Origin of the sequence: Bacillus sp. LBG-1-113, assembly GCF_020708615.1 — a bacterium.
GTDB classification, from domain to species: domain Bacteria; phylum Bacillota; class Bacilli; order Bacillales; family Bacillaceae; genus Bacillus; species Bacillus mojavensis.
The window spans coordinates 380,212-404,953 of sequence record NZ_JAJFDG010000003.1 but is presented as its reverse complement, the minus strand read 5'-3'; the positions used below and the strand labels follow the sequence as shown (position 1 = coordinate 404,953).

21 protein-coding genes and 1 pseudogene are annotated in these 24,742 nt (G+C 46.4%); 7 read left to right on the top strand and 15 right to left on the bottom strand.

All coding sequences use genetic code 11. The annotated features are described in order from the left end of the window. Window positions 1-52: 52 nt before the first annotated feature. Window positions 53-1,192 carry an acyl-CoA dehydrogenase AcdA gene (acdA, locus tag LJF29_RS11670; RefSeq protein WP_168748985.1) on the bottom strand — a complete coding sequence of 380 codons (1,140 nt, stop codon included), beginning with the start codon at window positions 1,190-1,192 and terminating at the stop codon, window positions 53-55. Next, a complete protein-coding gene (locus tag LJF29_RS11665) occupies window positions 1,189-3,306 on the bottom strand; it encodes a heterodisulfide reductase-related iron-sulfur binding cluster (protein WP_229148658.1) in 2,118 nt (705 codons plus the stop codon). Before LJF29_RS11665 ends, acdA begins: the two co-directional genes overlap by 4 nt. A 155-nt stretch (window positions 3,307-3,461) precedes the next feature. Between LJF29_RS11665 and cls (LJF29_RS11660) the strand changes: the two genes are divergently transcribed. From cls (LJF29_RS11660) to LJF29_RS11650, 3 genes are all read left to right on the top strand, one after another. Next, window positions 3,462-4,661: a cardiolipin synthase gene (cls, locus tag LJF29_RS11660; RefSeq protein ID WP_229148657.1), complete on the top strand. Its 1,200-nt coding sequence runs from the start codon at window positions 3,462-3,464 to the stop codon at window positions 4,659-4,661. Between the two features lie 12 nt (window positions 4,662-4,673). Then, window positions 4,674-5,636, top strand: a complete 963-nt coding sequence (gene uvsE, locus LJF29_RS11655; RefSeq protein WP_229148648.1) for a UV DNA damage repair endonuclease UvsE — start codon at window positions 4,674-4,676, stop codon at window positions 5,634-5,636. A gap of 81 nt (window positions 5,637-5,717) precedes the next feature. After that, entirely contained in the window at window positions 5,718-5,990 is a 273-nt protein-coding gene (locus LJF29_RS11650) for a hypothetical protein (RefSeq protein ID WP_010332264.1), read from the top strand. Between the two features lie 243 nt (window positions 5,991-6,233). Here LJF29_RS11650 and LJF29_RS11645 read toward each other — a convergent pair whose 3' ends face one another. The 9 genes from LJF29_RS11645 to LJF29_RS11605 form a co-directional block, all read right to left on the bottom strand. Continuing rightward, a complete protein-coding gene (locus LJF29_RS11645; RefSeq protein WP_229148647.1) occupies window positions 6,234-6,371 on the bottom strand; it encodes a hypothetical protein in 138 nt (45 codons plus the stop codon). A gap of 70 nt (window positions 6,372-6,441) precedes the next feature. Beyond that, window positions 6,442-8,169: an ABC transporter ATP-binding protein gene (locus LJF29_RS11640; RefSeq protein WP_229148645.1), complete on the bottom strand. Its 1,728-nt coding sequence runs from the start codon at window positions 8,167-8,169 to the stop codon at window positions 6,442-6,444. A gap of 88 nt (window positions 8,170-8,257) precedes the next feature. Then, window positions 8,258-9,760 (bottom strand): cardiolipin synthase, encoded by a 1,503-nt coding sequence (cls, locus tag LJF29_RS11635; protein ID WP_168748991.1) that lies wholly within the window; start codon window positions 9,758-9,760, stop codon window positions 8,258-8,260. 104 nt (window positions 9,761-9,864) lie between these two features. Further along, window positions 9,865-10,494 (bottom strand): YitT family protein, encoded by a 630-nt coding sequence (locus tag LJF29_RS11630; protein ID WP_229148643.1) that lies wholly within the window; start codon window positions 10,492-10,494, stop codon window positions 9,865-9,867. A 153-nt stretch (window positions 10,495-10,647) separates the two neighbouring features. Next, window positions 10,648-11,319, bottom strand: a complete 672-nt coding sequence (narI, locus tag LJF29_RS11625; RefSeq protein ID WP_229148642.1) for a respiratory nitrate reductase subunit gamma — start codon at window positions 11,317-11,319, stop codon at window positions 10,648-10,650. Further along, the gene (narJ, locus tag LJF29_RS11620) at window positions 11,316-11,870 is read right to left on the bottom strand and encodes a nitrate reductase molybdenum cofactor assembly chaperone (RefSeq protein ID WP_229148640.1); all 555 of its coding nucleotides are present in this window, start codon (window positions 11,868-11,870) and stop codon (window positions 11,316-11,318) included. The genes narI and narJ overlap by 4 nt, the downstream gene beginning before the upstream one ends. Window positions 11,871-11,895: 25 nt before the next feature. Further along, entirely contained in the window at window positions 11,896-13,359 is a 1,464-nt protein-coding gene (gene narH, locus LJF29_RS11615; RefSeq protein WP_168748995.1) for a nitrate reductase subunit beta, read from the bottom strand. Next, entirely contained in the window at window positions 13,349-17,035 is a 3,687-nt protein-coding gene (locus LJF29_RS11610; protein ID WP_229148638.1) for a nitrate reductase subunit alpha, read from the bottom strand. The genes narH and LJF29_RS11610 overlap by 11 nt, the downstream gene beginning before the upstream one ends. Before the next feature lie 155 nt (window positions 17,036-17,190). Beyond that, window positions 17,191-17,667 (bottom strand): Crp/Fnr family transcriptional regulator, encoded by a 477-nt coding sequence (locus LJF29_RS11605; protein ID WP_229148637.1) that lies wholly within the window; start codon window positions 17,665-17,667, stop codon window positions 17,191-17,193. Between the two features lie 143 nt (window positions 17,668-17,810). Here LJF29_RS11605 and LJF29_RS11600 point away from each other — a divergent pair, with 143 nt between their 5' ends. Next, window positions 17,811-18,518, top strand: coding sequence for a YwiC-like family protein (locus tag LJF29_RS11600; protein ID WP_229148636.1), 708 nt, complete (start codon window positions 17,811-17,813; stop codon window positions 18,516-18,518). A 44-nt stretch (window positions 18,519-18,562) separates the two neighbouring features. Here LJF29_RS11600 and LJF29_RS11595 read toward each other — a convergent pair whose 3' ends face one another. The 4 genes from LJF29_RS11595 to LJF29_RS11580 form a co-directional block, all read right to left on the bottom strand. Then, window positions 18,563-19,279 (bottom strand): Crp/Fnr family transcriptional regulator, encoded by a 717-nt coding sequence (locus tag LJF29_RS11595; RefSeq protein WP_229148634.1) that lies wholly within the window; start codon window positions 19,277-19,279, stop codon window positions 18,563-18,565. A gap of 109 nt (window positions 19,280-19,388) precedes the next feature. Next, window positions 19,389-20,576 carry a nitrate/nitrite transporter gene (locus tag LJF29_RS11590; RefSeq protein ID WP_010332275.1) on the bottom strand — a complete coding sequence of 396 codons (1,188 nt, stop codon included), beginning with the start codon at window positions 20,574-20,576 and terminating at the stop codon, window positions 19,389-19,391. Window positions 20,577-20,711: 135 nt separating this feature from the next. Continuing rightward, window positions 20,712-22,382, bottom strand: coding sequence for an arginine--tRNA ligase (gene argS, locus LJF29_RS11585; protein WP_229148633.1), 1,671 nt, complete (start codon window positions 22,380-22,382; stop codon window positions 20,712-20,714). Beyond that, complete coding sequence (locus LJF29_RS11580; RefSeq protein ID WP_010332277.1) at window positions 22,379-22,807, bottom strand: DUF1934 domain-containing protein; 429 nt, start codon at window positions 22,805-22,807, stop codon at window positions 22,379-22,381. The genes argS and LJF29_RS11580 overlap by 4 nt, the downstream gene beginning before the upstream one ends. A gap of 311 nt (window positions 22,808-23,118) precedes the next feature. Between LJF29_RS11580 and sboA the strand changes: the two genes are divergently transcribed. The 3 genes and pseudogenes from sboA (at window position 23,119) to albA (ending at window position 24,731) form a co-directional block, all read left to right on the top strand. Beyond that, window positions 23,119-23,250, top strand: a complete 132-nt coding sequence (gene sboA, locus LJF29_RS11575; RefSeq protein ID WP_003222002.1) for a subtilosin A — start codon at window positions 23,119-23,121, stop codon at window positions 23,248-23,250. Then, window positions 23,207-23,347, top strand: a pseudogene (locus LJF29_RS21315) (bacteriocin biosynthesis protein). The gene sboA and the pseudogene LJF29_RS21315 overlap by 44 nt, the downstream one beginning before the upstream one ends. Window positions 23,348-23,384: 37 nt before the next feature. Next, a complete protein-coding gene (gene albA, locus LJF29_RS11565; RefSeq protein WP_229148632.1) occupies window positions 23,385-24,731 on the top strand; it encodes a subtilosin maturase AlbA in 1,347 nt (448 codons plus the stop codon). Window positions 24,732-24,742: the final 11 nt, after the last annotated feature.

Genomic DNA, 24,742 nt, shown 5'->3' with positions numbered 1-24,742 from the left:
GCGTTAATTTAAATAATTTTACAAGAGTGATCCGACTGATAGATATTTTGCCTTATTCTGCGAGCATTCTGGAGATAACCAGCCTTTGAATTTCTTGGGTGCCTTCGTAGATTTGCGTAATCTTCGCGTCGCGCATATAGCGTTCTACCGGATAATCCTTCGTATAGCCATAGCCGCCGAAAATCTGTACAGCTTCGGTCGTCACCTTCATCGCCGTATCCCCTGCCAGCAGTTTGGACATGGCGGAGGCTTTTCCATACGGAAGGCCTGACGATTCCAGCCATGCCGCTTGGTAGGTCAATAGCCTTGAAGCTTCTATCATTGTCGCCATATCTGCAAGTTTAAAAGCTATGCCCTGCTGCTCGGCGATCGATTTGCCGAACTGTTTTCTTTCTTTTGCGTATTGAAGCGCCGCATCAAGCGCTCCCTGGGCGATGCCAACAGCCTGTGCCGCGATGCCGTTTCTTCCCCCGTCCAGGGTTTTCATCGCGATTTTGAAGCCTTCTCCTTCTTCACCGAGAAGATTTTCTGCGGGAACGACACAGTCTTCGAAGATGATTTCTGTTGTCGGAGAAGAACGGATGCCTAGTTTCTTTTCTTTCTTGCCTGTCAAAAATCCTTCAAAATCCTTTTCAACAATAAAAGCAGAAATGCCTTTTTTCTTTTTTTCAGCGTCAGTGACTGCAAATACAATATAAATATCAGCGGCGCCGCCGTTTGTGATAAACACTTTTGATCCGTTTAATACATAGTCATCACCGATTCGCTCAGCAGTTGTTTTCATCCCGCCGGCATCTGAACCGGAGCCTGCTTCAGTCAAAGCGAAAGCCCCGATTTTCTGCCCAAGCGCCAGCTGTGTTAAGTATTCTGACTTTTGTTCTTCTGTGCCAAATGCAAACAGCGGCCAGCCGCAAAGCGAAATATGGGCGGAAAGCGTCACGCCGGTGGAGGCGCAGACTTTTGACAGTTCTTCCACCGCTATAACATAAGCCAGGTAGTCACTTCCGATTCCGCCGTAAGCTTCAGGCCACGGAATCCCTGTTAATCCTAAATCCGCCATTTCCCGAAACAGGTCACGATCGAAGCGTTCTTGTTCGTCACGTTCTGCCGCTGTCGGTGCAACCTCATGCTTCGCAAAATCTCGAACCAATTTCCGAATCATTTCGTGTTCTTCTGTTAATGAAAAATTCATCGCTTTTCCCCCATTGTCATATCAGCGCCCAAGACAGATTGAGCCAGAAGCTCCGCGACATCATACGTTTTGACACGATCTTCCGCTTCTTTTGCCTTTGTGCCGTCCCCAAGCATCGTGAGGCAGTACGGACAGCCGGAGCTGATTACCGACGGATTGACTGCCAGCGCTTGCTCTGTTCTGGCGACATTAATCCTGTTTCCTGACTCTTCCTCCATCCACATTAAGCCACCGCCAGCTCCGCAGCACATGCCGGTTTCACGGTTTCTCTCCATTTCAATAAGCTGCACGCCCGGAATGGCTTTTAGAATCTCTCTCGGCGGATCATAGACTTCGTTGTACCGTCCCAAATAGCAGGAGTCGTGGAAGGTGATCGTTTCATGAACTGGGTGCTGCGGTTTTAATTTCCCTCTCTTTACCAGATCAGCCAGCACTTCCGTATGATGATATACTTCGCCTTCAAAGCCGAAATCTGGATATTCGTTTTTAAATAAATTGTATGCGTGCGGGTCAATCGTAACGATTTTTTTCACATTATTTTTTTCGAATTCCGAGATATTCTTTTCGGCCAGTTCCTGAAATAAAAATTCATTTCCGAGGCGGCGCGGGGTGTCCCCTGAATTTTTTTCTTTGTTGCCGAGGATCGCAAAGGTCACACCTGCTTGGTTCAGCAGTCTAGCAAAGGAGATGGCGATCTTTTGGCTTCTGTTGTCGTACGAACCCATGGAACCGACCCAGAAAAGGTATTCGAATTCTTTTTCCTCTTTTTTCAATTCTTTTACTGTCGGGATCTCGGCATCTGGAGCTGCGTCGCGCCAATTTTCACGTTCCTTGCGGTTGAGGCCCCACGGATTGCCCTGTCGCTCAATACTCGTCATTGCCCGCTGTGCGTCACTGTCCATTTTTCCTTCAGTCAGCACGAGATAGCGGCGGAGATCAATAATTTTATCAACATGCTCGTTCATGACGGGGCACTGATCCTCACAGTTTCGGCAAGTGGTGCAGGCCCAAATTTCTTCTTCGGTAATGACGTCGCCGATCAAGCTCGGATTGTAATCAAGCGCGGCGGCGGCTTCCCGCGATCCGCTCCCTGAGGCTGCCGCTGCCAGCTGGTTCCCTCTCGTATGGCTGAATGCTGCAGCCGGCACCCATGGCGAGCGCGAAGTGACGGCAGCACCTTTTTCTGTGAGGTGGTCCCTGAGGCGTAAAATTAAATCCATCGGCGACAGCATTTTTCCGGTGCCTGTCGCAGGGCACATATTGGTACAGCGGCCGCACTCGACACACGCATACAGATCAATCAGCTGGGACTGCCTGAAATCCTCAATTTTTCCTGCTCCGTAGCTTTCTTTTGTTTCGTCAGTGAAATCAATTTTTTCGAGCTTTCCGGACGCTTCAAGTCTGCTGAAAAAGACGTTGGCAGGACCGGCAATTAAATGAGCGTGCTTTGACTGCGGCACATACACTAAAAAGCTCAGTAAAAACAGGAGGTGCATCCACCATGCGATATAGAAAATCACCGCAGCACCCGTCTCCCCGATGCCGCCAAGCAGAAACGCGATTCCTGAGGCGATTGGCTCGCTCCAAGAAAGCCCGTGATCATGCCAGATCAGATTCATTCCGTTCCCTAGTAAAACCGTCAGCATTAAACCGCCGATAAAAATGAGAACAAGTCCAGCTTTAAAGCCTCGTTTCAGCCTGACGAGCTTTTCGATATACCGTCTGTAAAATGCCCAGCCAACCGCAACTAAGATCAGAAACGTAACGATTTCCTGAAAAAAAGTGAAGGCGGGATAGATTGGGCCAAGCGGCAGATTTTGATCCGGGACCAGACCTTTGATGATAAAATCAATCGCTCCGAACTGAACCAATATAAAGCCGTAGAAAAACATGACGTGAATGATTCCGCTTTTCTTATCCTTGAGCAGTTTTTCCTGTCCGAATACATTCACCCATATGGCCTGAAGCCGTTCCTTGATCCGCTTATCGAATTGTTCCTTTTGGCCAAGCCTGATGTAAGCAACCCTTGTTTTGACCAAATAAACAAACAAATAAACAGCGTAAGCGGTTACAATCAGAAATAATAACGCATTGACAATAAGAAAGCCGCTCATTCCAATTCCCCCTTTTTACTGATGAAAACCGTGATCCCCTGCCCCAGAATCTGTATAAGGTTATCTTTATGATAAATAATGAATGAGTGTTCAGTCAATAATTAAATTCCCGCTGTTCGGGCACAATATCTACTACTACGGAAAGGAGTGCCGGGATGAAGGTATTTTTCGTGATTCTCATTATTGTCATCATACTATTAGCTATAATCCTGCTGGATATCTTTATAGGCCGCGCCGCTTACAGAAAGAAAGCGTACGAGCCTGTTTTTTCAAAAAAGAAAAGTGATATCGAATTAATTCACTGCGGCGCTGACCTTGTTGAACGGATGATGGAAGATATACGCGATGCCGTCTCTTCTGTTCACGTGATGTTTTTCATTATGAAAAACGATGAGGTCAGCCACAATATGTTTACACTGCTGAAAACAAAAGCCCAGGCCGGTGTATCGGTTTATTTGCTTCTGGATTGGTCGGGCAGCCAAAAAATTAAAAAACCGGCGCTGAAGACGATGAAAAACGCCGGCGTCCACGTTCATTTTCTGAACCGGCCTCGTTTCCCTTATTTCTTTTTTCATATACAAAAAAGAAATCACCGGAAAATTGCTGTGATAGACGGAAAAGTCGGCTATGTCGGCGGGTTTAACATTGGTGAGGAATACCTTGGCAAGAAGGCGAAGTTCGGCAATTGGGAGGATTATCATCTGCGTATGACGGGCGAAGGTGTCCGCGATCTGCAAACGCTTTTTACAGCCGACCTGAAACGAAATACCGGCTCAGCCGAACTCGGTCCGGATGTTTGGCCCGAACTTCCGCAAGGGAATATCCCTCATAAGATTTATGCGACTGACGGCTATGCTCTTGAAAAAACGTATTTGGCAAATATCGGCAGGGCGAAAAAGCGCATTACGATTTGCACGCCTTATTATATTCCGACTAAACCGCTTCAGCAGGCTTTGGTCAAAGCAAGAAAAAACGGTGTGGACGTTACGCTGATTGTGCCCATGAAATCTGATCACCCTCTGGTCAGAGAAGCTGCTTTTACATATTATTCGGAGCTGCTTGATGCCGGCTGTCTCATCTACCGTTTTTACCAAGGGTTTTATCATGTGAAAGCCTTGATCATTGACGATCACTTCAGCATGATCGGCACAGCCAATTTTGATCAGCGAAGCCTGTTTTTAAATGAAGAGGTAAACGTTGAAATCGATGATGCTGCATTTACAAAAGAAGTCTATGCCACGATTGAAGAGGATATTAAAAAGTCGGACCTGCTGACAACAGAAAATTTCAAAAAGCGCACGTTCAGGCAGCGCCCGGCGGAATGGCTCGGTAAAGCATTATCTTATTTTTTATAAAGGAGAGTTCCTATGATTTTCAGATTCGGGTTCGTCTCAAATGCGATGAGCCTTTGGGATGCGTCTCCCGCCAAAACACTGACATTCGCCCGTTACTCAAAGCTGCCCGAGGATGAGAGAAAAGAAGCCCTTTTGGCTGCGACAAAAGCTAACTTGCGCAATACAATGAGAACCCTTCACTACATCATCGGCCACGATATTCCATTGTACCGTTTTTCCAGCTCAATTGTGCCGCTGGCCACTCATCCTGACGTAATGTGGGACTTTGTGACGCCATTTCGCAAGGAGTTCCGTGAGATTGGGGAGCTTGTGAAAAAATACAATCTGCGCACAAGCTTTCATCCTAACCAATTTACCCTGTTTACGAGCCCTAAGGAATCTATTACAAAAAATGCTGTAACCGATATGGCTTATCACTACCGCATGCTTGAAGCAATGGGGATTGCAGACCGCTCGATTATCAACATCCATATCGGCGGCGCTTACGGAAACAAAGAAAACGCTCTGAAACAATTTCATCAAAACATAAAACTGCTGCCGGAAGATATCAAGCAGCGGATGACGCTGGAAAATGACGATAAAACGTATACCACGGAAGAGACGCTTCAGGTCTGTGAACTAGAGAATGTTCCGTTTGTCTTTGATTTTCATCATTTTTACGCCAACTCGGATGATCATGCGGACCTGAACGAAGCACTTCCGCGGATGATCAACACATGGCAGCGGATCGGATTGCAGCCGAAGGTCCATCTATCCTCCCCTAAGTCGGAGCAAGCGGTGCGCAGCCATGCAGATTATGTAGATGCCAACTTTTTGCTGCCGCTTTTGGAGCGCTTCAGGCAATGGGGAACCAATATTGATTTTATGATTGAGGCGAAACAGAAGGACAAGGCGCTTCTCCGGCTGATGGATGAATTGAGCTCAATCCGCGGCGTGAAACGGATTGGCGGCGGTGCTCTGCAATGGAAAACATAAGTATAAAAAAAACAGGTTTACAGTTTGTACACATTGGGAACATACGCTATATAAGACAAGAATCGATGGAGGAGAAAGAACATGAAAAACATCAAGTCTCTAAAGGTAGCCGCACAGGCATTCACTTTAAGAAATTTGATTCATCTTTATAAAATGTGCCATTCCGGAAGCCACGAGGTTTATATTTACTCAAAGAAAACGATGTGCAAAATCAAAAGCTTAATCGAGCTGGAGACATTCCGCATGGCTCATAATGAAAAGGAATATCTGATTGTGGTTGAAGGGACAAAAGCATCTCAGCTGGTTGAAAAGTTTCAGAATATGATTGAGCCCGCTGAGAGAGAAGCGCTCTAACTTACATAAAAAAGGATAGACAGTGATGTCTATCCTCTTCCTTATGCTCGTTTATGATGGAGCTGCGCCGCCTGTCCAAATCGTTTCATATCGGTTTAACCCAGCTTTGTTTCGGTATTTTGTTCATGAAACAGCGGGATGCCGGTCCCTATTACAACGGGAATAACAGTGATGATGGAATCGTCGATGGCGTCCTCTTTCATAAAGGTATTCACCAGCTATGCACCGCCCGCGATCCAGATGTTAAGCGGCCGGTGAATGCCTGACGTCTTCGCTGATAAGCGTCGCGTGTTCATCATGATAGTGTCGGACGTTCCCGTAAAACGCAGCATGTTTTATCCCCGTACGGAATATTGGGTGTAAGGATTTTAATATGTTCATACGTGCTCCGTCCTAATATGACAGTATCAACGGTAATAAAATTCACTGTACCCGTTATCACCCTTGCCTCCTATTGCTGCACCATCTCTCCAAACTGTGCTTGATGCAGTCTGCTGTAAATACCGCCGGCTTCGATCAGTTCCTGGTGCCGCCCCTGTTCCTCGATACCGTTTTTTGTCACGACGACAATTCTGTCCGCGTGTTTGATCGTCGCCAGTCTGTGGGCGATCACCAGCGTCGTGCGCCCCGCCGACAATTCTTGAAGCGCCTTTTGGATCGCCGCTTCTGTTTCTGTATCAAGAGCAGAAGTTGCTTCATCGAGAATCAGGATAGATGGATTTTTCAAGAACATCCTCGCAATTGAAAGGCGCTGCTTTTGCCCGCCAGAAAGCTTTACGCCGCGCTCTCCGATGACGGTGTCCAATCCATCCGGCATGTTATTGACGAGTTCTTCTAAGTGAGCCTGCTTTACAGCTTGCCAGATTTCCTCTTCTGTTGAGCCCAAACGGCCATATGCAATATTCTCTCTCAGTGTGCCCGAGAATAAGAAAACGTCCTGCTGCACAACGCCAATCTGCCCGCGCAAGGAAGACAGCGTCATGTCTTGAATGCTGACGCCATCAATGGTAATGTCACCCTCCGATGCTTCATAAAAGCGCGGAAGCAGACTGCAAAGCGTTGATTTCCCCGCTCCGGACGGTCCGACAAACGCTACCGTTTCCCCCGCCCGAATGGTCAGGTTAATGTCATGAAGGACATGTTGATTCTCATCATAGCCAAACGAAACATGCTGATAGCAGATATCGCCTTTCAGCCCGGAAACGTCTCTCGCCTCAGGAGAATCCTGAATATCCGGCTCTGTCTCCATCAGCTCCATGTAGCTTTTAAAGCCGGCAATTCCCCTCGGATACATTTCAATAATGGCGTTAATTTTGTCAATCGGCCGAAACAGGACATTTGTTAACAGAACAAACGCTACAAATTCTCCGTATGACAAGGAGCCGCGAATCACAAACCATGTTCCGCATAAGAGGACAAACAGCGTGACAAACCGTGTCAGCATATAGCTGATGGAACCGTTTTTCGCCATGATTTTATAGGATGACAGCTTAGTGATCCGGAACCGCTGATTGTTGACAGCGAAGCGCTCTTTTTCAAACGATTCATTGCCGAACGCCTGAACGAGCCGGATGCCGCCGATATTATTTTCTACCCGCGCGCTGAAGTCTCCGATATCCTTGTTCAGCGTCGTAAACGCTTTGGTCATTTTTTTGTTGAAGTAAAGCGCCAGCCAAATGACAATCGGCATGATAATAAACGTCAGCAATGCCAGCTGCCAGTTAATAAACAGCATAACCCCGAACGCCCCGAGAATCGTCATAATGGCGATGAACAAATCTTCTGGACCGTGATGGGCGACTTCGCCGATGTACATTAAATCGTTCGTCAGCCTCGACATTAACGTTCCCGTCTTGTTGTTGTCATAAAATTTGAAGGACAGCTTTTGCAGATGGTCAAATAGCGATTTTCTCATATCGGTTTCGATATTGATTCCGAGCATATGCCCCCAATACGTGACGACATATTGGAGAGCCGAGCTGAGCGCGTAAACGACAAACAATCCGATTGAGGTCGCGATGATCAGGCCCCAGTCTCTCCCCGGAAGCAAGGTATCAATGAAATAGTTGACGATCAAAGGAAAACTCAGCTCCATTAAGCCTCCTGCGATCGCCGAAAAAAAGTCGAGAAAGAACAATGTTTTATATGGTTTATAATACGCAAAAAATTGCCGCAGCACTCTATCTTCCCCCAATGCATCAATAACTGATAAGATTTCTCAATTATACTATACACGGGCTGTATGAAAAGACAGTATTACTTTTTTCTTACAGAACGCTTGAAAAGAGTCGGGCAACTGACTCCTTTGTCCGATCAGCCATTCCTCTTTTATAAAAACCGACAGGACTAAGTTTCTCACTTTCCATCATATCCTCTTCGAAATGGTCTTCCAGGGTGCGGATTGCTTCGGCATCCGTGAAGAAAACATTCACCTCAAAATTGAGCTGAAAGCTGCGCATATCCATGTTTGCGGTTCCGACTGAGGCGATATCGCCGTCAATGATTATCACTTTTTGATGCATGAAGCCTTTTTGATATGAATATACCTCAATCCCCTCCAGAAGCAGCTCAGGGAAATACGATCTCGACGCGTATTGCGTTAAAAAGCTGTCATTCGTCTCCGGCACCATAATCCGCACCTGGACCCCTTTTGTCGCCGCGGCTTTCAAAGCCGTGCGGATGGATTCATTCGGGACAAAATAAGGTGTGGCAATCCACACAGATTTCTGCGCTGTAGAGATCATTTCATAGTAGAGGTCACTCATGCTCTCCTTCATGTCAGGCCCTGTCGCGACGATTTGATAAATGCCTCCTCCCTCCACGGGAACTGGCGTATTGTATTCTTTTTGATCAATTAATACTTCATTAGAGACATATTCCCAATCCAGCATAAAGATGGCGTGAAGCGTTTGCACAATTTCTCCTTCCAGCCGCAGATGAGTGTCTCTCCAAAAACCGATGCCCGGGTCTCTGCTGATATATTCCTTCCCGACATTCAATCCGCCGACAAAGCCGATTTTCCCATCTATGATCACGATTTTACGGTGATTTCGAAAATTTAATTTTTGATTGAAGAACCCGTATTTCAGCGGAGAAAAAGGAATGATGTCCACGCCCGCTTTTCTCATTTTCATAATATCTCTACTTGCCAATTTGATGCTGCCCGCAGCGTCATACAAAAAACGCACCTCGACACCCTGACGCGCCTTCTCCATCATAATCTCCATCATGCCGCGGCCAAGCATGTCCGATTTGAACATATAGTATTCGATATGCAGATAAGATTTTGCTTTCCGCATTGCTTTGAAAATATCAGGAAAGGTTTCTTCCCCGTTTTTCAAAACCTTTACCTTGCTTTTCGTGTTGATATTCATATGTGAAGCCCTGATGGAATAGGTAAAAAACCTTTCTTGATTGTCCTTCAATCCGGTCACTTCAGGCGTTTCCTCCATGTCAAACTGCTTCCGAAGCTTCTCCCTGTTGTACATTCGTTTTGTTTTAAACAGCTTTCCTTTTACATACAGCTGTCCGGAAAACAGATAAAACATGTAGCCCGCGATCGGAAAAAAGACAAGAATATGTATCCATAACAGCGTGTGCTGTGATGTTCGGTTTTCAAGGATTAATGAATAAATGCTGAACAAAATAATGCCGGCATAGCAAAGCAATCCTCCGTAAAACTCAAGTCTGGAAACCGGAAAAACCCAGATGATGTATGCCCCAATGAGCATGATATATAAAAAGAAAAACTCCAGTCTCCTTTTCAGCATTTGTCCCCTCTCCAATCCGATCCGATTACCTTCGTATTTCCTCTTATTTCTAACCTTTAAACCTTTCTATGAAAAAAGCCTCTCCGCACACGGGGCGGAAAGGCTTATGATGATGCTTCCTGTGTTTGGCCGGGTGTGATGTTCTGGAGCAAAGCCGGATTGAGGGAGTAGCTGCTTTTGATTTTATTTTTGAAGAAGCTGACGATCAGGCCCGTGACCGCAATCGACACTAAAGAGAAGAGCCCTTTCAGCAATCCGACGGAGAAAATGCCGACCAGCACTACGCCAAAATCGAAGAGGAAATTAACCGTACCCGGATTCCAGCCATAGCGCTTTTGCAGAAATAAAGCGAGAATATTAGCGCCGCCAAGGGATGCCTGATGATAAAACATGAGCGACAGGCCGAACCCGATTAATGCTCCGCCGCAAATCGCGCCGGCAAACGGCGAAAAAGAGACAGACGGCAGCCAGTGATCAACGCTTGTAAACAGAGTCAGCGCTGCGACTGCAAATACAGTGGATAGGGTGAATTTGACGCCCATTCTGATGAGAGAAAATACATAAAACGGGATATTGATCAGAAAGAAGATTATGGCAAACGAGGAGTGAAACAAGTATGTCAGGCTTAGTGACAGTCCGGCTGTCCCGCCGGTTAATACGTGAGAATGTCTGAGTGTCAGGACCCCGGCGCCTGTCATAAGACAAGCAGTGAAAATGAGTAACATCCGCTTCATTCTTCACTCTCCTTTTTCACATGTTATGTCCAAATATAAACATAACAGGATTCCTGGCTGCCCAGCCATTACCTTGGCAGAAAATATCTTATGTTTTTATTTTTTCATCAAACGATTTATCATAAAAAATCCCCCTCTTTGAGGGGGGGGTTTTTACAAGCGTTTCCGATACACGACATAGCTTCGTGTCAAATACTTGAGCGGCAGACTGAACACGTGAACCAATCTCGTAAACGGCCACAGGATAAAAACGATGTATCCTATCATGATATGAAGCTTAAACCATAGGGGGACACTCTCCATCAAGGAGGCGTCAGGCCTGAACAAAAAGATCTCCCTGAACCACGGCCCGATTGTTGTCCGATAATCAAATCCTCTCGAATCAATGTTGAGAAACGTGGCGGCAACGCCTGTCAACATCATGAACAGCAGCAGGATGAGAATAAGGATATCCGATGGCGAACTGGTTTTGCGGATTCTTTTGTCAAACAGCCTTCTGTACGTCAGAATGAAAAGTCCGGTACATGCCGCAACCCCAGCCGGCAGGCCTGCGCCAATCGCCATTTTGTGATAAGCATGCTCTGAAATGCCAATGGAGGTGTACAAGGCTTCCGGGATCAGAATTCCCATGAGATGCCCGCCGATAACGCAAAGCATGCCCCAGTGAAAAAGTATGCTGCCCGCCGCGAGTTTTTTCTTTTCTAACAGCTCGCTTGATTTCGCCGTCCAGCCAAATTGGTCATGCTGGTAGCGGTAAATATGGCCGCCGATAAAGATCGTTAAAACAATGTATGGCATTACGCCCCACAGGATCTGCCCGCTCATGCCTGAACAGCCCCTTCAACGCTTTCACGCACGCCGATGTTTTCCAGCGCGGCCAGCAGCACGTGCAGCAGTTCAGCATATATGCTCTTATTTTTTTCGAGGCGGGATGCCAGTTCCCTCACATTGGACCTATATTTCTCAAACACGCTTCTCGCTGCTTCCATCTCCGCAACCGCTGCAAATTCCAGCATAAGCGGCAGGTAATCAGGCAGCTCTTTGTCAGTCTGCAGGAAGCCTGATTGCTGGTATATGTTTTTTAAATGCAGCAATTCAACGCCGCGTTCTCTTTGCTCACCTGAATGAAAGTAAGTGACGTACATATTCGTTTTTTTTCCGAAGTCAAACGTATAGACATAGTGGTCAATCAGCGCTTCTGGTGAAAAACAGGCTAACGCCTCTAAAAAGCGCAGCAGCTTCTCACGGATTTGCCGATTGCCAATTTCATGAATCAGAGCCTTCCAATCGGGAAGCTCAGCTCTCCACTCTTCATCCGGATACGAAAGAAGACAGGAAAGAGCAGAGAATGCGATTTGCCGATCTGTGGTGTTCATCTGTTTACACCTCATTTATCAAAAGTTAGAAACAAGAGCCCGGGCCGCCGGAAAATGATAAGCCGCAGCTCCCTTGTTCAGTGTATAAATCAGAAATGTCTTCACGGTGGCTGCTCGGAATCACAAAGCGGTCATCATATTTGGCGATCGCAAGCAGCCGATACATGTCTTCAATTTGCTGTGCTGTTAAGCCGACGCTGGAGATCAGTGCCGGGTCGATGGATTTATTCGTCTGGACCGATCTCATATACTGGCGCATGACAGACATTTTCTTTAATGTCGACCGAATATGATCTGTATCACCTGCCGTTAATAGCTGCGCCAAATAGTCAATCGGAATTCTCATTTGGTCAATAGCCGGAAAAATGTCTTCCGCTGTTTGCCGGCTTCCCTCTCCTTCAAAGACATTCATGATCGGGCTCAAAGGTGGAATGTACCAAACCATCGGCAGCGTACGGTACTCAGGATGAAGCGGCAGCGCAATCTTCCATTCGATGATCATCTTATAAATGGGCGATTGCTGTGCAGCCTCTATCCATTCTGTCGGGATGCCCTGTTCTTTTGCTTGTTTAGCAACCTCGGGATCATTCGGATCAAGAAACACTTCTAATTGAGAATGATAGAGATCCTTTTCATTTTCAGCAGATGCCGCTTCCTCCACCTTATCCGCGTCATACAGCATGACGCCCAAATAACGGATTCTCCCCACGCATGTCTCAGAGCAGATGGTCGGCAGTCCCGCCTCCAAACGCGGAAAGCAGAGGGTGCATTTTTCGGCTTTGTTCGTTTGCCAGTTAAAATACACTTTTTTATAAGGGCAGGATGAAACACAGTATCTCCATGAACGGCATGCGTTTTGATCCACGAGTACAATACCGTCTTCCTCGCGTTTGTACATGGCACCGGACGGACAAGAGGACACGCACGCCGGGTTGATGCAATGCTCGCAGATACGCGGAAGATACATCATAAAAACTTCATCGAATTCCGTTTTAATAGACTCCTCCATCTTTTGAACGTTTGGATCTTCAAGCCCCGTAATGTGGCCGCCCGCCAGATCATCCTCCCAGTTCGGCCCCCATTCAATATTCATAAAATCTCCCGTCAGCGACGATTTTGGCCGCGCTACAGGCTGGTGTTTTTTCTGCGGACTGTTAGTCAGCGTTTCATAATCATAGTTCCAAGGCTCGTAGTAATCATCAATGGTTGGCTGATTCGGATTATAGAAAAGATTTGCAAGGCGGTTGGTTTTCGGGCCTGATTTCAGCTCGAGCTTTCCTTTTTTTAAGGTCCAGCCGCCTTTATATTTGTCCTGATCCTCCCATTGCTTCGGGTAGCCGATACCCGGCTTTGTTTCTACATTATTGAAATACATATATTCGGCACCGGAACGGTTTGTCCATGTGTTTTTGCAGGTTACGCTGCACGTGTGGCAGCCGATGCATTTATCTAAGTTCATGACCATTCCGATTTGCGCTTTAATCTTCAAGCCAATCGACCTCCTTCAGCTTGCGGATGACCACATTCAGATCACGTTGATTCCCCGTAGGTCCGTAGTAGTTAAAGCCGTAGCTGAGCTGGGCATAACCGCCGATCATCTGTGTCGGCTTGACGTGAATTCTTGTCGGACTGTTATGGGTGCCTCCGCGGTTATTGGTCAGTTTTGTGCCGGGCACGTTGATATGGCGGTCTTGGGCATGATGCATAAACGCCATTCCTTTTGGTATCCGGTGAGACAGCACCGCTCTCGCTACGACAACCCCATTTCGGTTAAAGCATTCAATCCAATCGTTGTCTTTGATATCCGCATCCCCCGCATCATCTTTATTCATCCATACCGTAGGCCCGCCGCGAAATAGCGTAAGCATCGGCAAGGAATCAAAATACATGCTATGGACAGACCATTTATTATGCGGCGTCAAATAATTGAGAACGATTTCTTTGCCCTCTTGATCAGGCCGCTTGCTTAGAAACGGACGATGCTGGAGGATCGGTTTAAAGGTCGCCATCGTTTCCCCGAATTCCATCATCAGTTCATGATCGACATAATAAGATTGCCTTCCGGTCAGTGTTCGCCACGGAATTAATTTTTCTACGTTCGTCGTAAACGGCGAGTACCTGCGGCCCCCTTTTTCTGAGCCGGTAAATGCCGGAGAGGTAATGACCGTTTTCGGCTGGGCTGTAATTTGTTCAAACGTAAAGCATTCTTCCTCCCGTTCTTCCGCCAGGTCTTTCAGCTCCAGGTTTGTGATGTTTTCAAGCGATTCCCATGCTTTTACGGCAACTTTCCCATTAGAAGTGGACGATAGGGTTAAAATCGCTTCTGCCGCCTGCTTTGCTTCACTTATATTCGGACACCCCTTTGCAACGCTGTCCGAAATGATTTCTCCCAATCTCTTTTTGAGTGATTCATATTCATCGGCAATCGACCAGCTCATGCCTTTTGTTCCGCTCGGTTTTAAGGCGGCGTTTGGGCCGAGCGCAGTCATTTTATGAAAGATTTGCTTGTAGTCCCTTTCAACGACTTGAATGTTCGGCATCGTTTTCCCCGGGACGGCTTCACATTCGCCTTTGCTCCAGTCATTGATTTTGCCGAACGGCTGGGCCAATTCCTGCATGGTATCGTGAAGGAGCGGCGTCGCGACTACTTCTTTCACCGGGTCCATATCGACTTCTTCTGCCAGCTCAGAAACGGCTTTAGACAGCGCCTTGAAAATATCCCAGTCTGACTTCGATTCCCACGGAGCTGAGATCGCCGGAGCAAAAGGATGAATGAACGGATGCATATCGGTGCTGCTGAGATCGTGTTTTTCATACCATGTCGCCGCTGGAAGCACGATATCGGAATACAGCGCGGTACCGGCCATTCGGAAATCAAGATTGATTAACAAATCGAGCTTTCCTTCCGGAGCCTGCTCCCTCCATTTGATTTCTTCAGGACGGATGCTGTCGCTGTCGTCATTCATCAAGCCGTTCGTCGTTCCCAAGAGATGCTTGAGGAAATATTCATGCCCTTTTCCCGAACTGGAAATCAGATTCGCCCGCCATACAAAGAGATTTCTTGGGAAATTCACTTCATTGTCAGGATCTTCAATGGCGAATTTCAGATTTTTCTCTTGAAGCTGTGAGGCCACGTACGCACCAACGTCTTCAGGTGTTGTTGCCCCCGCTTTTTCAGCTTCTTTGTACAGGTCAATTCCGTTTTTATCAAATGTCGGATAAGACGGAAGCCATCCGAGTCTTGCCGCCAGCACATTGTAGTCAGCGTGATGCTTGTAGCGGGAGGATGCCGCGATCGGTGATGCCAAGTCACTGACCGGCTGATCCTCGTAGCGCCACTGATCTGTCGCAAAGTAGAAAAATGAAGTGCCGTTTTGCAGCTTTGGCGCCCCCTCCCAATCCTTAGCGTTGGCGATCGTCTGCCAGCCTTCAGCAGGGCGAAGTTTTTCCTGACCCACATAATGAGCCCAGCCTCCGCCGTTAACACCTTGGGCGCCTACTAATAACACAAGATTTAACACAGCGCGGTATATCGTATCGGAATTGAACCAGTGATTAATACCCGCTCCTACAATAATCATGGAACGGCCCTCTGTATCGATCGCATTTTGGGCAAACTCTCTGGCAATTTTAACGACCATCTCCCTTTTGATCCCTGTTACCTGTTCTTGCCAGGCGGGTGTAAACGGCTCAGCATCATCAAACGAGGCGGCTGATTTCTGCCCGATTCCCCGATTGACGCCATAGTTTGCCAGAATTAAATCAAAAACGGTTGTGACATATACGTCTTCATTATTCAGGTTTAGTTTCTTAATGGGAAGATCGCGCTCAAGCACTCTGTTTCCCTCATTTGAGAAATAAGGGATTCGAACCGTGCCGATTTCGTCCTCTATGCCGAGCACTGAGAGCCGGGGTTCAATCAGTTCGCCTGTTTCTTCATCTATCATGTGCAGGTTCCATTTCTTTTGGCCGTCCCAGCGGGAGCCCATTGTTCCTTGCGGGATCGCGAATGCGCTTGTACGTTCATTCCACACCGCAGGCTTCCACTGATCATGCCCCGTCTGCCGCCCGATGTCCTTTGCATGAAGAAAACGCCCGGCTGTATACACGCCATCCTCTTTAGTTAGAGTGACAAAGAACGGGAAATCCGTGTATTGCTTTGCGTACTCTATGAAACGCTCTGTCTTCTGATTAACGTAAAACTCCTGCAAGATCACATGCCCCATCGCCATCGCAAGCGCGCCGTCTGTTCCTTGGCGAATGCTCAGCCAGTCATCCGCAAATGTTGAGGATTCCGCGAAATCCGGGCTGATTGAGATGACTTTTGCCCCTTTATAGCGCGCTTCTGCCAAAAAGTGCGCATCAGGCGTCCTTGTGAGCGGGACATTGGAGCCCCATGTGATGATATAGCCTGAGTTGTACCAATCACTGCTTTCCGGGACGTCTGTCTGGTCGCCCCAGATTTGCGGGGATGCCGGCGGAAGATCCGCATACCAATCATAGAAACTGAGCATAGGGCCGCCAATCAAAGACATAAACCGCGAGCCTGACGCGTGGCTGATCATGGACATGGCCGGAATCGGGGAAAAGCCAACATTCCGGTCAGGCCCGTATTTCATGACTGTATAGAGCAGAGAGGCCGAAATCAGCTTCAGCACCTCCGGCCATTCAGCGCGCACAAAACCGCCTTTTCCCCGCGCCTGTTTATAGGACTTCGCTTTATCCGGATTTTCAACAATCGATTTCCATGCTTCCAAAGGGTTTTGATGAGCCTGCAATGCTTCACGCCACAAATTGATCAGCACACCGCGCACGTATGGATATTTCACACGGAGCGGGCTGTAGATATACCATGAAAAACTGGCCCCTCGCGGACAGCCTCTCGGTTCGAAATCAGGCATATCCGGGCCGGTTGACGGATAATTCAGGTTTTGCCCTTCCCACGTGACGATGCCGTTTTTCACGTATATATTCCAGCTGCAGGACCCTGTGCAGTTAACGCCGTGGGTGGAGCGGACGACCTTATCGTACTGCCATCTGTTTCTGTATACATTCTCCCAATCACGATCTTCATAGGTTGTTTGACTATGTTTATTTGATTGATGCTCAATAGGAGAGAAATAGTTTAATCTCCTAACCAGCGGACTCATTTTCTTTTTTTTCATGAGTATTTCACTCCTTCCGAGTCAGGTATTCTAAGTTCACTATATACAGAGGCAGGATATTTCCTTGTGAACTATGTCACACACTCCCCTTTTTTCACAGAAAGTTCACATGAAGAAGAAGGAATGGAAAGACTGATCAAAAAACCCGACTCCTTTTAGGAATCGGGTTCAGCGTTTTCATCCTGAGATCTATGCAGATAACGCAAAAACAGCTCATAAGAGAAAAAGACATTTTGCTGGAGCATCACCAGAAAATTCATCTGCAGCTTCGGGTAATAGGACATGATTTTTTTTAATATGTAAAAAGGGATATTGAGCATAAGAATGTCTTCGGATGTGCGGACTGAAATGAATGGAGATAAGAACAGCCCGCCTTTTTGATCGACGGGAAACACATCGCCTTTTTCCCACAGCGCAACGGTTTGCGACCCTTCAGGCAGCCTGCTGTCAATAAAACGAATACTGCCTTTTAATACAATATAAATGGATTGAGAATGGAGAAAAGATGGATCCTGATCACATGACCCGCGGATAAACGTCCCGTTATTCAGCAATGTTTCGACAATGGGTAGAGGCACTTCATTAAACATAGGAAGTTGTTTCAAAAAAAATAAGTAGTCACACTGATTCATAGGGAAGCCTCCTGTGCTAAGGATAGCTTTAGTGTAGCCCGGCCGATCCATGACAGCAGTGATGTATTTCACAGATGATATGATGAATGTCACTTATTGGCGGTATTGTCGCTTTTATAATGAAGCAAGAAAGGAGTGTTTCGATGAAGGCGCTTATTCCGAAGCAGCACGGCGCTTGGGCCATGCTGCTCATTCCATTTTGCCTCGGTATGGTGAAGGGAGGAGCGGTTCTTTGGCATATTCCCCTATTTTTAGGCTGGCTGTTTCTTTATTTGGCTGTTTATCCTGTTACGCTGGCATTAAAAAAGAAACAAATCAACGCCTATCAAAAGTGGATATTTTATTACAGTGTTCCAGCCTGCAGCTTTTTGCTTGCCGCTGTCATCCATAAGCCGTCTTTTATCTGGCTTGCCTTTTCTTTGCTTCCGCTGTTTCTCATTCATGTGTATTATGCCCGGCGAAAAAATGAACGAGCGCTGCTGAATGATTTTGCGGGCGTCTTTTTCTTTTGTGCAGGAGGATTCGCCAGCTGTTGGCTGGGGACGGAAACCCTTAACGGCTGGGCATGGTTTATTTTTGCACAATCTGCTTTGTTTTTTATCGGAAGTTCATTTTATGTGAAGTCGGTGATCCGGGAGAAGAATAATCGAGGATTTGCCTACTGGTCGTGGGTCTATCACCTGATCCTCCCCTTGCTTTCCGCAGCTTTCGGCGCGGGCTGGGCCGTTCTCGCCTTTATCCCCAGCAGTTTGCGTGCTTGGTTTTTTCACGGAAAGAAGTGGCCTGTTCAAACGATCGGCATTCTTGAAATCGTCAATGCGTGCTTCTTTTTCGCCATCATGTGCATTTAGCTAACAAGATAAAAACAAGGACATATTGCTGTCCTTGTTTCCACTTAATCAATATTGCAAATCTCTAACGGGCAATGTTCGCACTCAATCTCACACCGTAAATAGTCCCGCTGATGCAGTACAATCTTTCCGGATTCCTCTATTGAAATAACCCCTTGTTTGCGGAGATCACCCAGCATGCGGTTGACGCTCTCTCTTGCCGCCGCGCAAAATTTCGCCAAATCCTGGTTTGTCAGGGCAATGTTAATGAGAATGCCGTCACTCCGGTTCACTCCATAGCTGTTTGACAAGCGGATAAGGGTGGAATAGAGTGCCCCTTTTTTGCCATGAAGAAGAAGGTCTCTGATTTTGGATTGAATTTTGCGCAAATGGGTGCTCATCCATTTCATAAATTCAAATGTCAAAGCACCATTGTGGATTAGTTCCTTTTCAAGTCTGCCTTTATTGATGACAAGCACTTCGCCATCCTCCAGCACTTTTGCACTGAGCATATATCTCGGTTCTTCTGTGAAAAGTGTTAATTCACCGACAATATCATTTTTTTGGCAGATTCTAAGCGTCAGGTCTTTGCCGTCAGACGTTAGCTTCCCGATTTCAACGAGTCCTGACTGAATCAGATAAAGCTCTTCTGCATCCATTCCTTCTCGAAACAGGTATGTGTGTTTTTCGATTTTTCTTTTTGTGCTGATGGATTCCAGCAATTGATGAAGATCACTGGAAATATGATCCTTATCAGATGTTCGAACAGAGAGAAAGTTCATGAGCTCACCTCGAAGAAAAGTCACGTTGTGTATTTATTGTAACGTGAAATCATTTGTGCTTTTCAGAAAAAACTTACAATCTCGTGAATTCCCAGTCGCTGGCGGCCCTTCAGTTTACGCTGTGCCCGCTTCTCTCTGTATGTGTTTTCATTCTTTCCTGCCAATACATCCATATGACAATGACAAAGCTTGCTAACGCGACTTCCGAAAGCGCCATAAATCCGATGGCGTATTGTCCCGTCGCCTGAAATACACTCGCTAGGATCAGCGGAGGGAAAAAACCGCCTAATCCGCCCATGGCAGACACAACTCCGTTGGCAATTCCCGCTTGTTTAGAAAAATAGAAAGGAACCAGTTTAAAAACCGTCCCGTTTCCAATCCCTGAGCACACCGCAACCGTTAGCGCCCCAAAGGCATAAATGCCGATCGTCGGCGAAAACGACAGAATCACGCCCGATAATGTTAGGCCGGCAAAGACAAACATCAGGATGCGGAGCGGACTCACTTTATCAGCCAGCCACCCGCCCGCGGGCCTGAGCAGCGTGGATACAGCAATAAAACCTGCCGTCCTCAGCCCGGCATCCGCAGGACTCAGATCAAACTGTTCAACAAGAAAGTTTGGCAGATAGATTGTAAACGCGACAAAGGCGCCAAACGTAATAAAATAAAAGAGACTCAGAAACCACAGCACATGATTTCGGTAAACAGCTTTGATTTGAGTCTTTACGGACACCTTCACTTTCTTCTCATGCCGGTCACCGAAGAAAAAGTGCAGCAAAGCAAATAAAGCCAACAGGACCATATACATTTGCACCGTACTTTTCCACCCCGCCGCTTGTGCAATCACGGGAGCTGCAAATGTAGTGATCGCGGTTCCGATATTCCCGGCGCCGTATATACCGTTTACAACGCCATGTTTTTCTTTAGGATAGTACTTCGGAAGAGATGTAACCCCAATGGAAAAAACGGCTCCCCCAATCCCTAAGAAAAAACCGCCCGCGATTAAATCAAACAGAGAATCTGCAATACTGATCCAAAATACAGGGAATAAAAGCAATATAAAGCTGATCATAAAAATGATCCGCGCGCCAAATCTGTTGGTCAAATATCCCAACGGAATACGGAGAAGCGATCCTAATATAACGGGTATGGCCGTTACCAAGGAGATTTCGCCTTTGCTCAAATGAATATCTAATGTGATCTGGGAGATAAGTGACGAAATCAGCACCCAAACCATAAACCCTGCCACCAAGCTCAATGACTGCAGCGATAATTGAAAGTGTTGACGGTTAATCATTCGGCTTGCCCCTTTCACTGATTCAATAATCAGCCTTATCATACAAAAACTCGGTGAAGAAGTTTGTGAACTATATCACACGATTCTGTAACAAAAAAAAGGACAAAGCCCTCTGGCTTTGTCCTTTCAGCATGATTACATTTTTTCAGGAGCCGATACGCCGATCAATTGAAGCGCGTTGTTCAGCGTGATTTGCGTTGCTTTCATTAAAGCTAGGCGCGCACGGCTTTTCTCTTCGTTTTCAGGGTCGATGACTTTCTCCGCATTATAGAAGCTGTGCAGAGCTGAAGCCAAGTCATAAATATAATTCGTCACACGGTGCGGAATTCGTTTTTCCGCCGCTTCCGCCACTGCCTCTGGGAAGCCGCCGATTGTTTTCAGCAGATCATATTCTTTTTCTGATTGAATAGGGCTGAAATCTAGATCCGCCGCCGGTGTGAGTCCTTGTTCTTCCCCTTGGCGAAGCATGCTGCAAATGCGGGCATGTGCGTATTGCGCATAATACACAGGGTTTTCGTTAGATGTTGATACAGCAAGATCCAAGTCAAAATCCATATGCGTGTCAGCGCTGCGCATCGCGAAGAAATAACGCACGGCATCCAAGCCGACTTCGTCAATCAGGTCGCGCATCGTTACCGCTTTCCCCGTCCGTTTGCTCATTTTCATTTTCTCGCCGTTTTTGTAAAGGTGCACGAGCTGAATGATTTCTACTTCCAACGTTCCTTTTTCATAGCCAAGCGCTTCGATTGCCGCTTTCATACGCGGGATGTAGCCGTGATGGTCGGCGCCCCATACGTTGACCAGCTTATCAAAGCCGCGGTCAAGCTTATCCTTATGGTACGCGATATCAGGAAGCAGGTATGTGTATGTGCCGTCCTTCTTGATCAATACGCGGTCTTTGTCATCGCCGAACGTTGTGGAACGGAACCAAGTCGCGCCGTCTTCCTCATAGACATGGCCTTTTTCACGGAGCGCTTCAAGCGCCTTGTCGATTTTTCCGTTTTGGTACAGTGAAGTTTCTGAATACCACACATCAAACGGTACACGGAAATTTTCCAAGTCCTTGCGAAGCTTTTCCAGCTCGTATTTCAGGCCGTATTCACGGAAAAACGCAAGGCGTTCACTTTCCTCTTCGTTAACGAAACGATCACCGTATTCCTCAGCGAGACGCTTTCCGATCGCAATGATATCCTCGCCGCGGTAGCCATCCTCCGGCATCGGTTTTTCCAATCCGAGTGCTTCAAAGTAACGGACTTCAACAGAGAGCGCCAGATTGTTGATTTGGTTTCCGGCATCGTTAATGTAGTATTCGCGGCTCACATCATAACCCGCTTTTGCAAGAACATTGCACAAGGAATCGCCGACAGCCGCACCGCGCGCGTGGCCGAGGTGAAGGTCTCCCGTCGGATTCGCTGATACGAATTCTACCTGAACTCGTTCACCGTTTCCGATGTTCGTTTCCCCGTATGCTTCCCCTGCTTCCAGTACAGATGGAATCAGCTTCGTTAAATATTGATTGTCCATATAGAAATTAATAAATCCAGGACCGGCGATATCAAGCTTTTCAATAGAAGCCTTTCCTTTATCAAAAGAAGTGACAATCTCCTCAGCGATTTGGCGCGGCGCTTTTTTTGCGATTCTCGCCAGCTGCATCGCCATATTTGTTGAATAATCGCCGTGTGTTTTATCCTTCGGTGTTTCTAAAACGACGTTAGGAATCTGGCTTTCTTCAGCCAGTCCCGCTTTCAGAACGGCTGCTTTAATTTCCTCTTTCAGCACGTCCTTCATTTGTTCCGCAATGTTCATGCGTGAGTTCCTCCCTCATACGTAATCGTCATATTATGTAAATGCTGCTGCTCGTCTCCGACATGCATATCATATGCGATACTGATACGGCCTTTTTCTTCGCCGAGATCAGATTGAATCGATTTTGTGCTCGTTTTCAGCTCAAGCTCACCAAATGACATTTTATATTTGGCGATTGTGGAAGCTCCAGTTACAAAACGCTGGTTCATTTTGACAGCGCCTGATCTCATGACAAGCACTTCGCCTTCGCTTACTTTCACAATCGTTTTCACTTTGCCTAAGTCGTGTTCTTCATAATAAGATAGATACACTTTATTCTGTTTCACATAGTAAAATCCGGTGGTGCGGAATTCGATCACTTCTTCGTTTCCGTCATCCTCGACTACAGATTTCACATGGATTGTTATCGGTGTCTCTTGCTTCATTCTGACACGTCCTTTTCATCTTTCCACTTTGACTTGAATAGTATAATCATTCGGTTTGTAAACTTCAACTGCTTCTATCTTACCATCATTGCTCATCAGATTTGAAGATAAACCTCAGAAAAAGCAATTCCTTTATAGAAGAGAAAATCATACCACTAATTACCTTGAGGAAATATTACATTTTTCCGAATTCTACCGTTTACAATTCACATTTTCTTCAAAATATATGTATTGAATTGGTAATTTGATAGTTTTAATATAAAAGTACATCAAAGATCTGCTAGAAAAACAAAAAAAGGGAGGATTCAATTATGAAAAAAGCTGTCATTGTAGAAAACAAAGGTTGTGCAACATGCTCAATCGGAGCCGCTTGCTTAGTGGACGGCCCTATCCCTGATTTTGAAATTGCCGGTGCAACAGGTCTATTCGGTCTCTGGGGATAAGGTTCTCCGGAAAAGGGCATAGTAAATTACTATGCCCTTTTTAACTAAAATACAAAATTTAACTAAAATCTACATCTTGGTTATACATACACAATGATTTTTACATTTGAATCATATGTATAGGGGATGGTATTTTGTTTATAGAGCAGATGTTTCCATTTATTAATGAAAGTGTAAGAGTCCACCAGTTGCCTGAGGGCGGTGTGCTGGAAATTGACTACTTGCGTGATAACGTCTCGATCTCTGATTTTGAATACTTAGATCTCAACAAAACGGCTTACGAGCTTTGTATGCTGATGGACGGTCAAAAAACGGCTGAACAGATTTTAGAAGAGCAATGCGCAAAATATGATGAGTCGCCGGAAGACCATAAGGACTGGTATTATGACATGCTCAGCATGCTTTTGAATAAGCAGGTCATTCAGCTTGAAAACCGGGCACGCTTTCACAAAATCGTCACCAGCGGAAGCAATGAATTTCCAATGCCGCTGCATGCCACATTTGAGCTGACACACCGCTGCAATTTAAAGTGCGCTCACTGCTATTTAGAAAGCTCGCCGGAAGCGCTCGGCACCGTATCCATTGATCAATTTAAGAAAACAGCTGATATGCTGTATGACAACGGCGTTTTAACGTGTGAAATCACAGGCGGCGAAATTTTCGTTCATCCGAACGCCAATGAGATTCTTGAATATGTGTTAAAGAAATTCAAAAAGGTCGCCGTCTTAACCAACGGAACGCTGATGCGAAAAGAAAGCCTGGAGATGTTAAAAGCCTATAAGCAAAAAATTATCGTTGGCATATCACTGGATAGCGTACAGTCCGACGTGCATGATTCATTTAGAGGGAGAAAAGGCTCTTTTGCCCAAACCTGTAAAACGATAAAATTGTTGAGTGATCATGGTATTTTTGTCAGAGTCGCCATGTCGGTTTTCGAAAAAAACATGTGGGAAATCCACGACATGGCCCAAAAGGTGCGCGATCTCGGTGCGAAAGCGTTCTCTTACAATTGGGTTGATGATTTCGGAAGAGGCAGAGATATTGTCCATCCGACGAAAGATGCCGAACAGCACCGCAAATTTATGGAGTATGAGCAAAATGTCATTGATGAATTTAAAGATTTGATCCCGATCATTCCGTATGAAAGAAAACGCGCGGCGAACTGCGGCGCCGGCTGGAAATCGATTGTGATCAGCCCGTTCGGAGAAGTACGCCCGTGCGCACTCTTCCCGAAGGAATTTTCATTGGGAAATATATTTCATGATTCATATGAAAGCATCTTTGACTCCCCTCTTGTCCATAAACTGTGGAAAGCGCAGGCGCCGCGGTTCAGCGAGCATTGCATGAAAGACAAATGCCCGTTCAGCGGCTATTGCGGAGGCTGTTACTTAAAAGGGCTGAACTCCAACAAATACCACAGAAAAAACATCTGCTCCTGGGCCAAAAATGAACAATTAGAAGATGTGGTCCAGCTTATTTAGGAGGGAAACAA

Bases quoted from the DNA above. Each gene is read 5' to 3' on its own strand.
- uvsE (WP_229148648.1), top strand. From the start codon at position 4,674: ATGATTTTCAGATTCGGGTTCGTCTCAAATGCGATGAGCCTTTGGGAT.
- cls (WP_229148657.1), top strand. From the start codon at position 3,462: ATGAAGGTATTTTTCGTGATTCTCATTATTGTCATCATACTATTAGCT.
- LJF29_RS11650 (WP_010332264.1), top strand. From the start codon at position 5,718: ATGAAAAACATCAAGTCTCTAAAGGTAGCCGCACAGGCATTCACTTTA.
- LJF29_RS11595 (WP_229148634.1), bottom strand. From the start codon at position 19,279: ATGAACTTTCTCTCTGTTCGAACATCTGATAAGGATCATATTTCCAGT.
- LJF29_RS11580 (WP_010332277.1), bottom strand. From the start codon at position 22,807: ATGAAGCAAGAGACACCGATAACAATCCATGTGAAATCTGTAGTCGAG.
- narJ (WP_229148640.1), bottom strand. From the start codon at position 11,870: ATGAACACCACAGATCGGCAAATCGCATTCTCTGCTCTTTCCTGTCTT.
- LJF29_RS11630 (WP_229148643.1), bottom strand. From the start codon at position 10,494: ATGAAGCGGATGTTACTCATTTTCACTGCTTGTCTTATGACAGGCGCC.
- acdA (WP_168748985.1), bottom strand. From the start codon at position 1,192: ATGAATTTTTCATTAACAGAAGAACACGAAATGATTCGGAAATTGGTT.
- LJF29_RS11645 (WP_229148647.1), bottom strand. From the start codon at position 6,371: ATGAACATATTAAAATCCTTACACCCAATATTCCGTACGGGGATAAAA.
- argS (WP_229148633.1), bottom strand. From the start codon at position 22,382: ATGAACATTGCGGAACAAATGAAGGACGTGCTGAAAGAGGAAATTAAA.
- sboA (WP_003222002.1), top strand. From the start codon at position 23,119: ATGAAAAAAGCTGTCATTGTAGAAAACAAAGGTTGTGCAACATGCTCA.
- LJF29_RS11600 (WP_229148636.1), top strand. From the start codon at position 17,811: ATGAAGGCGCTTATTCCGAAGCAGCACGGCGCTTGGGCCATGCTGCTC.
- LJF29_RS11590 (WP_010332275.1), bottom strand. From the start codon at position 20,576: ATGATTAACCGTCAACACTTTCAATTATCGCTGCAGTCATTGAGCTTG.
- narI (WP_229148642.1), bottom strand. From the start codon at position 11,319: ATGAGCGGGCAGATCCTGTGGGGCGTAATGCCATACATTGTTTTAACG.
- LJF29_RS11605 (WP_229148637.1), bottom strand. From the start codon at position 17,667: ATGAATCAGTGTGACTACTTATTTTTTTTGAAACAACTTCCTATGTTT.
- cls (WP_168748991.1), bottom strand. From the start codon at position 9,760: ATGCTGAAAAGGAGACTGGAGTTTTTCTTTTTATATATCATGCTCATT.
- LJF29_RS11610 (WP_229148638.1), bottom strand. From the start codon at position 17,035: ATGAAAAAAAAGAAAATGAGTCCGCTGGTTAGGAGATTAAACTATTTC.
- LJF29_RS11665 (WP_229148658.1), bottom strand. From the start codon at position 3,306: ATGAGCGGCTTTCTTATTGTCAATGCGTTATTATTTCTGATTGTAACC.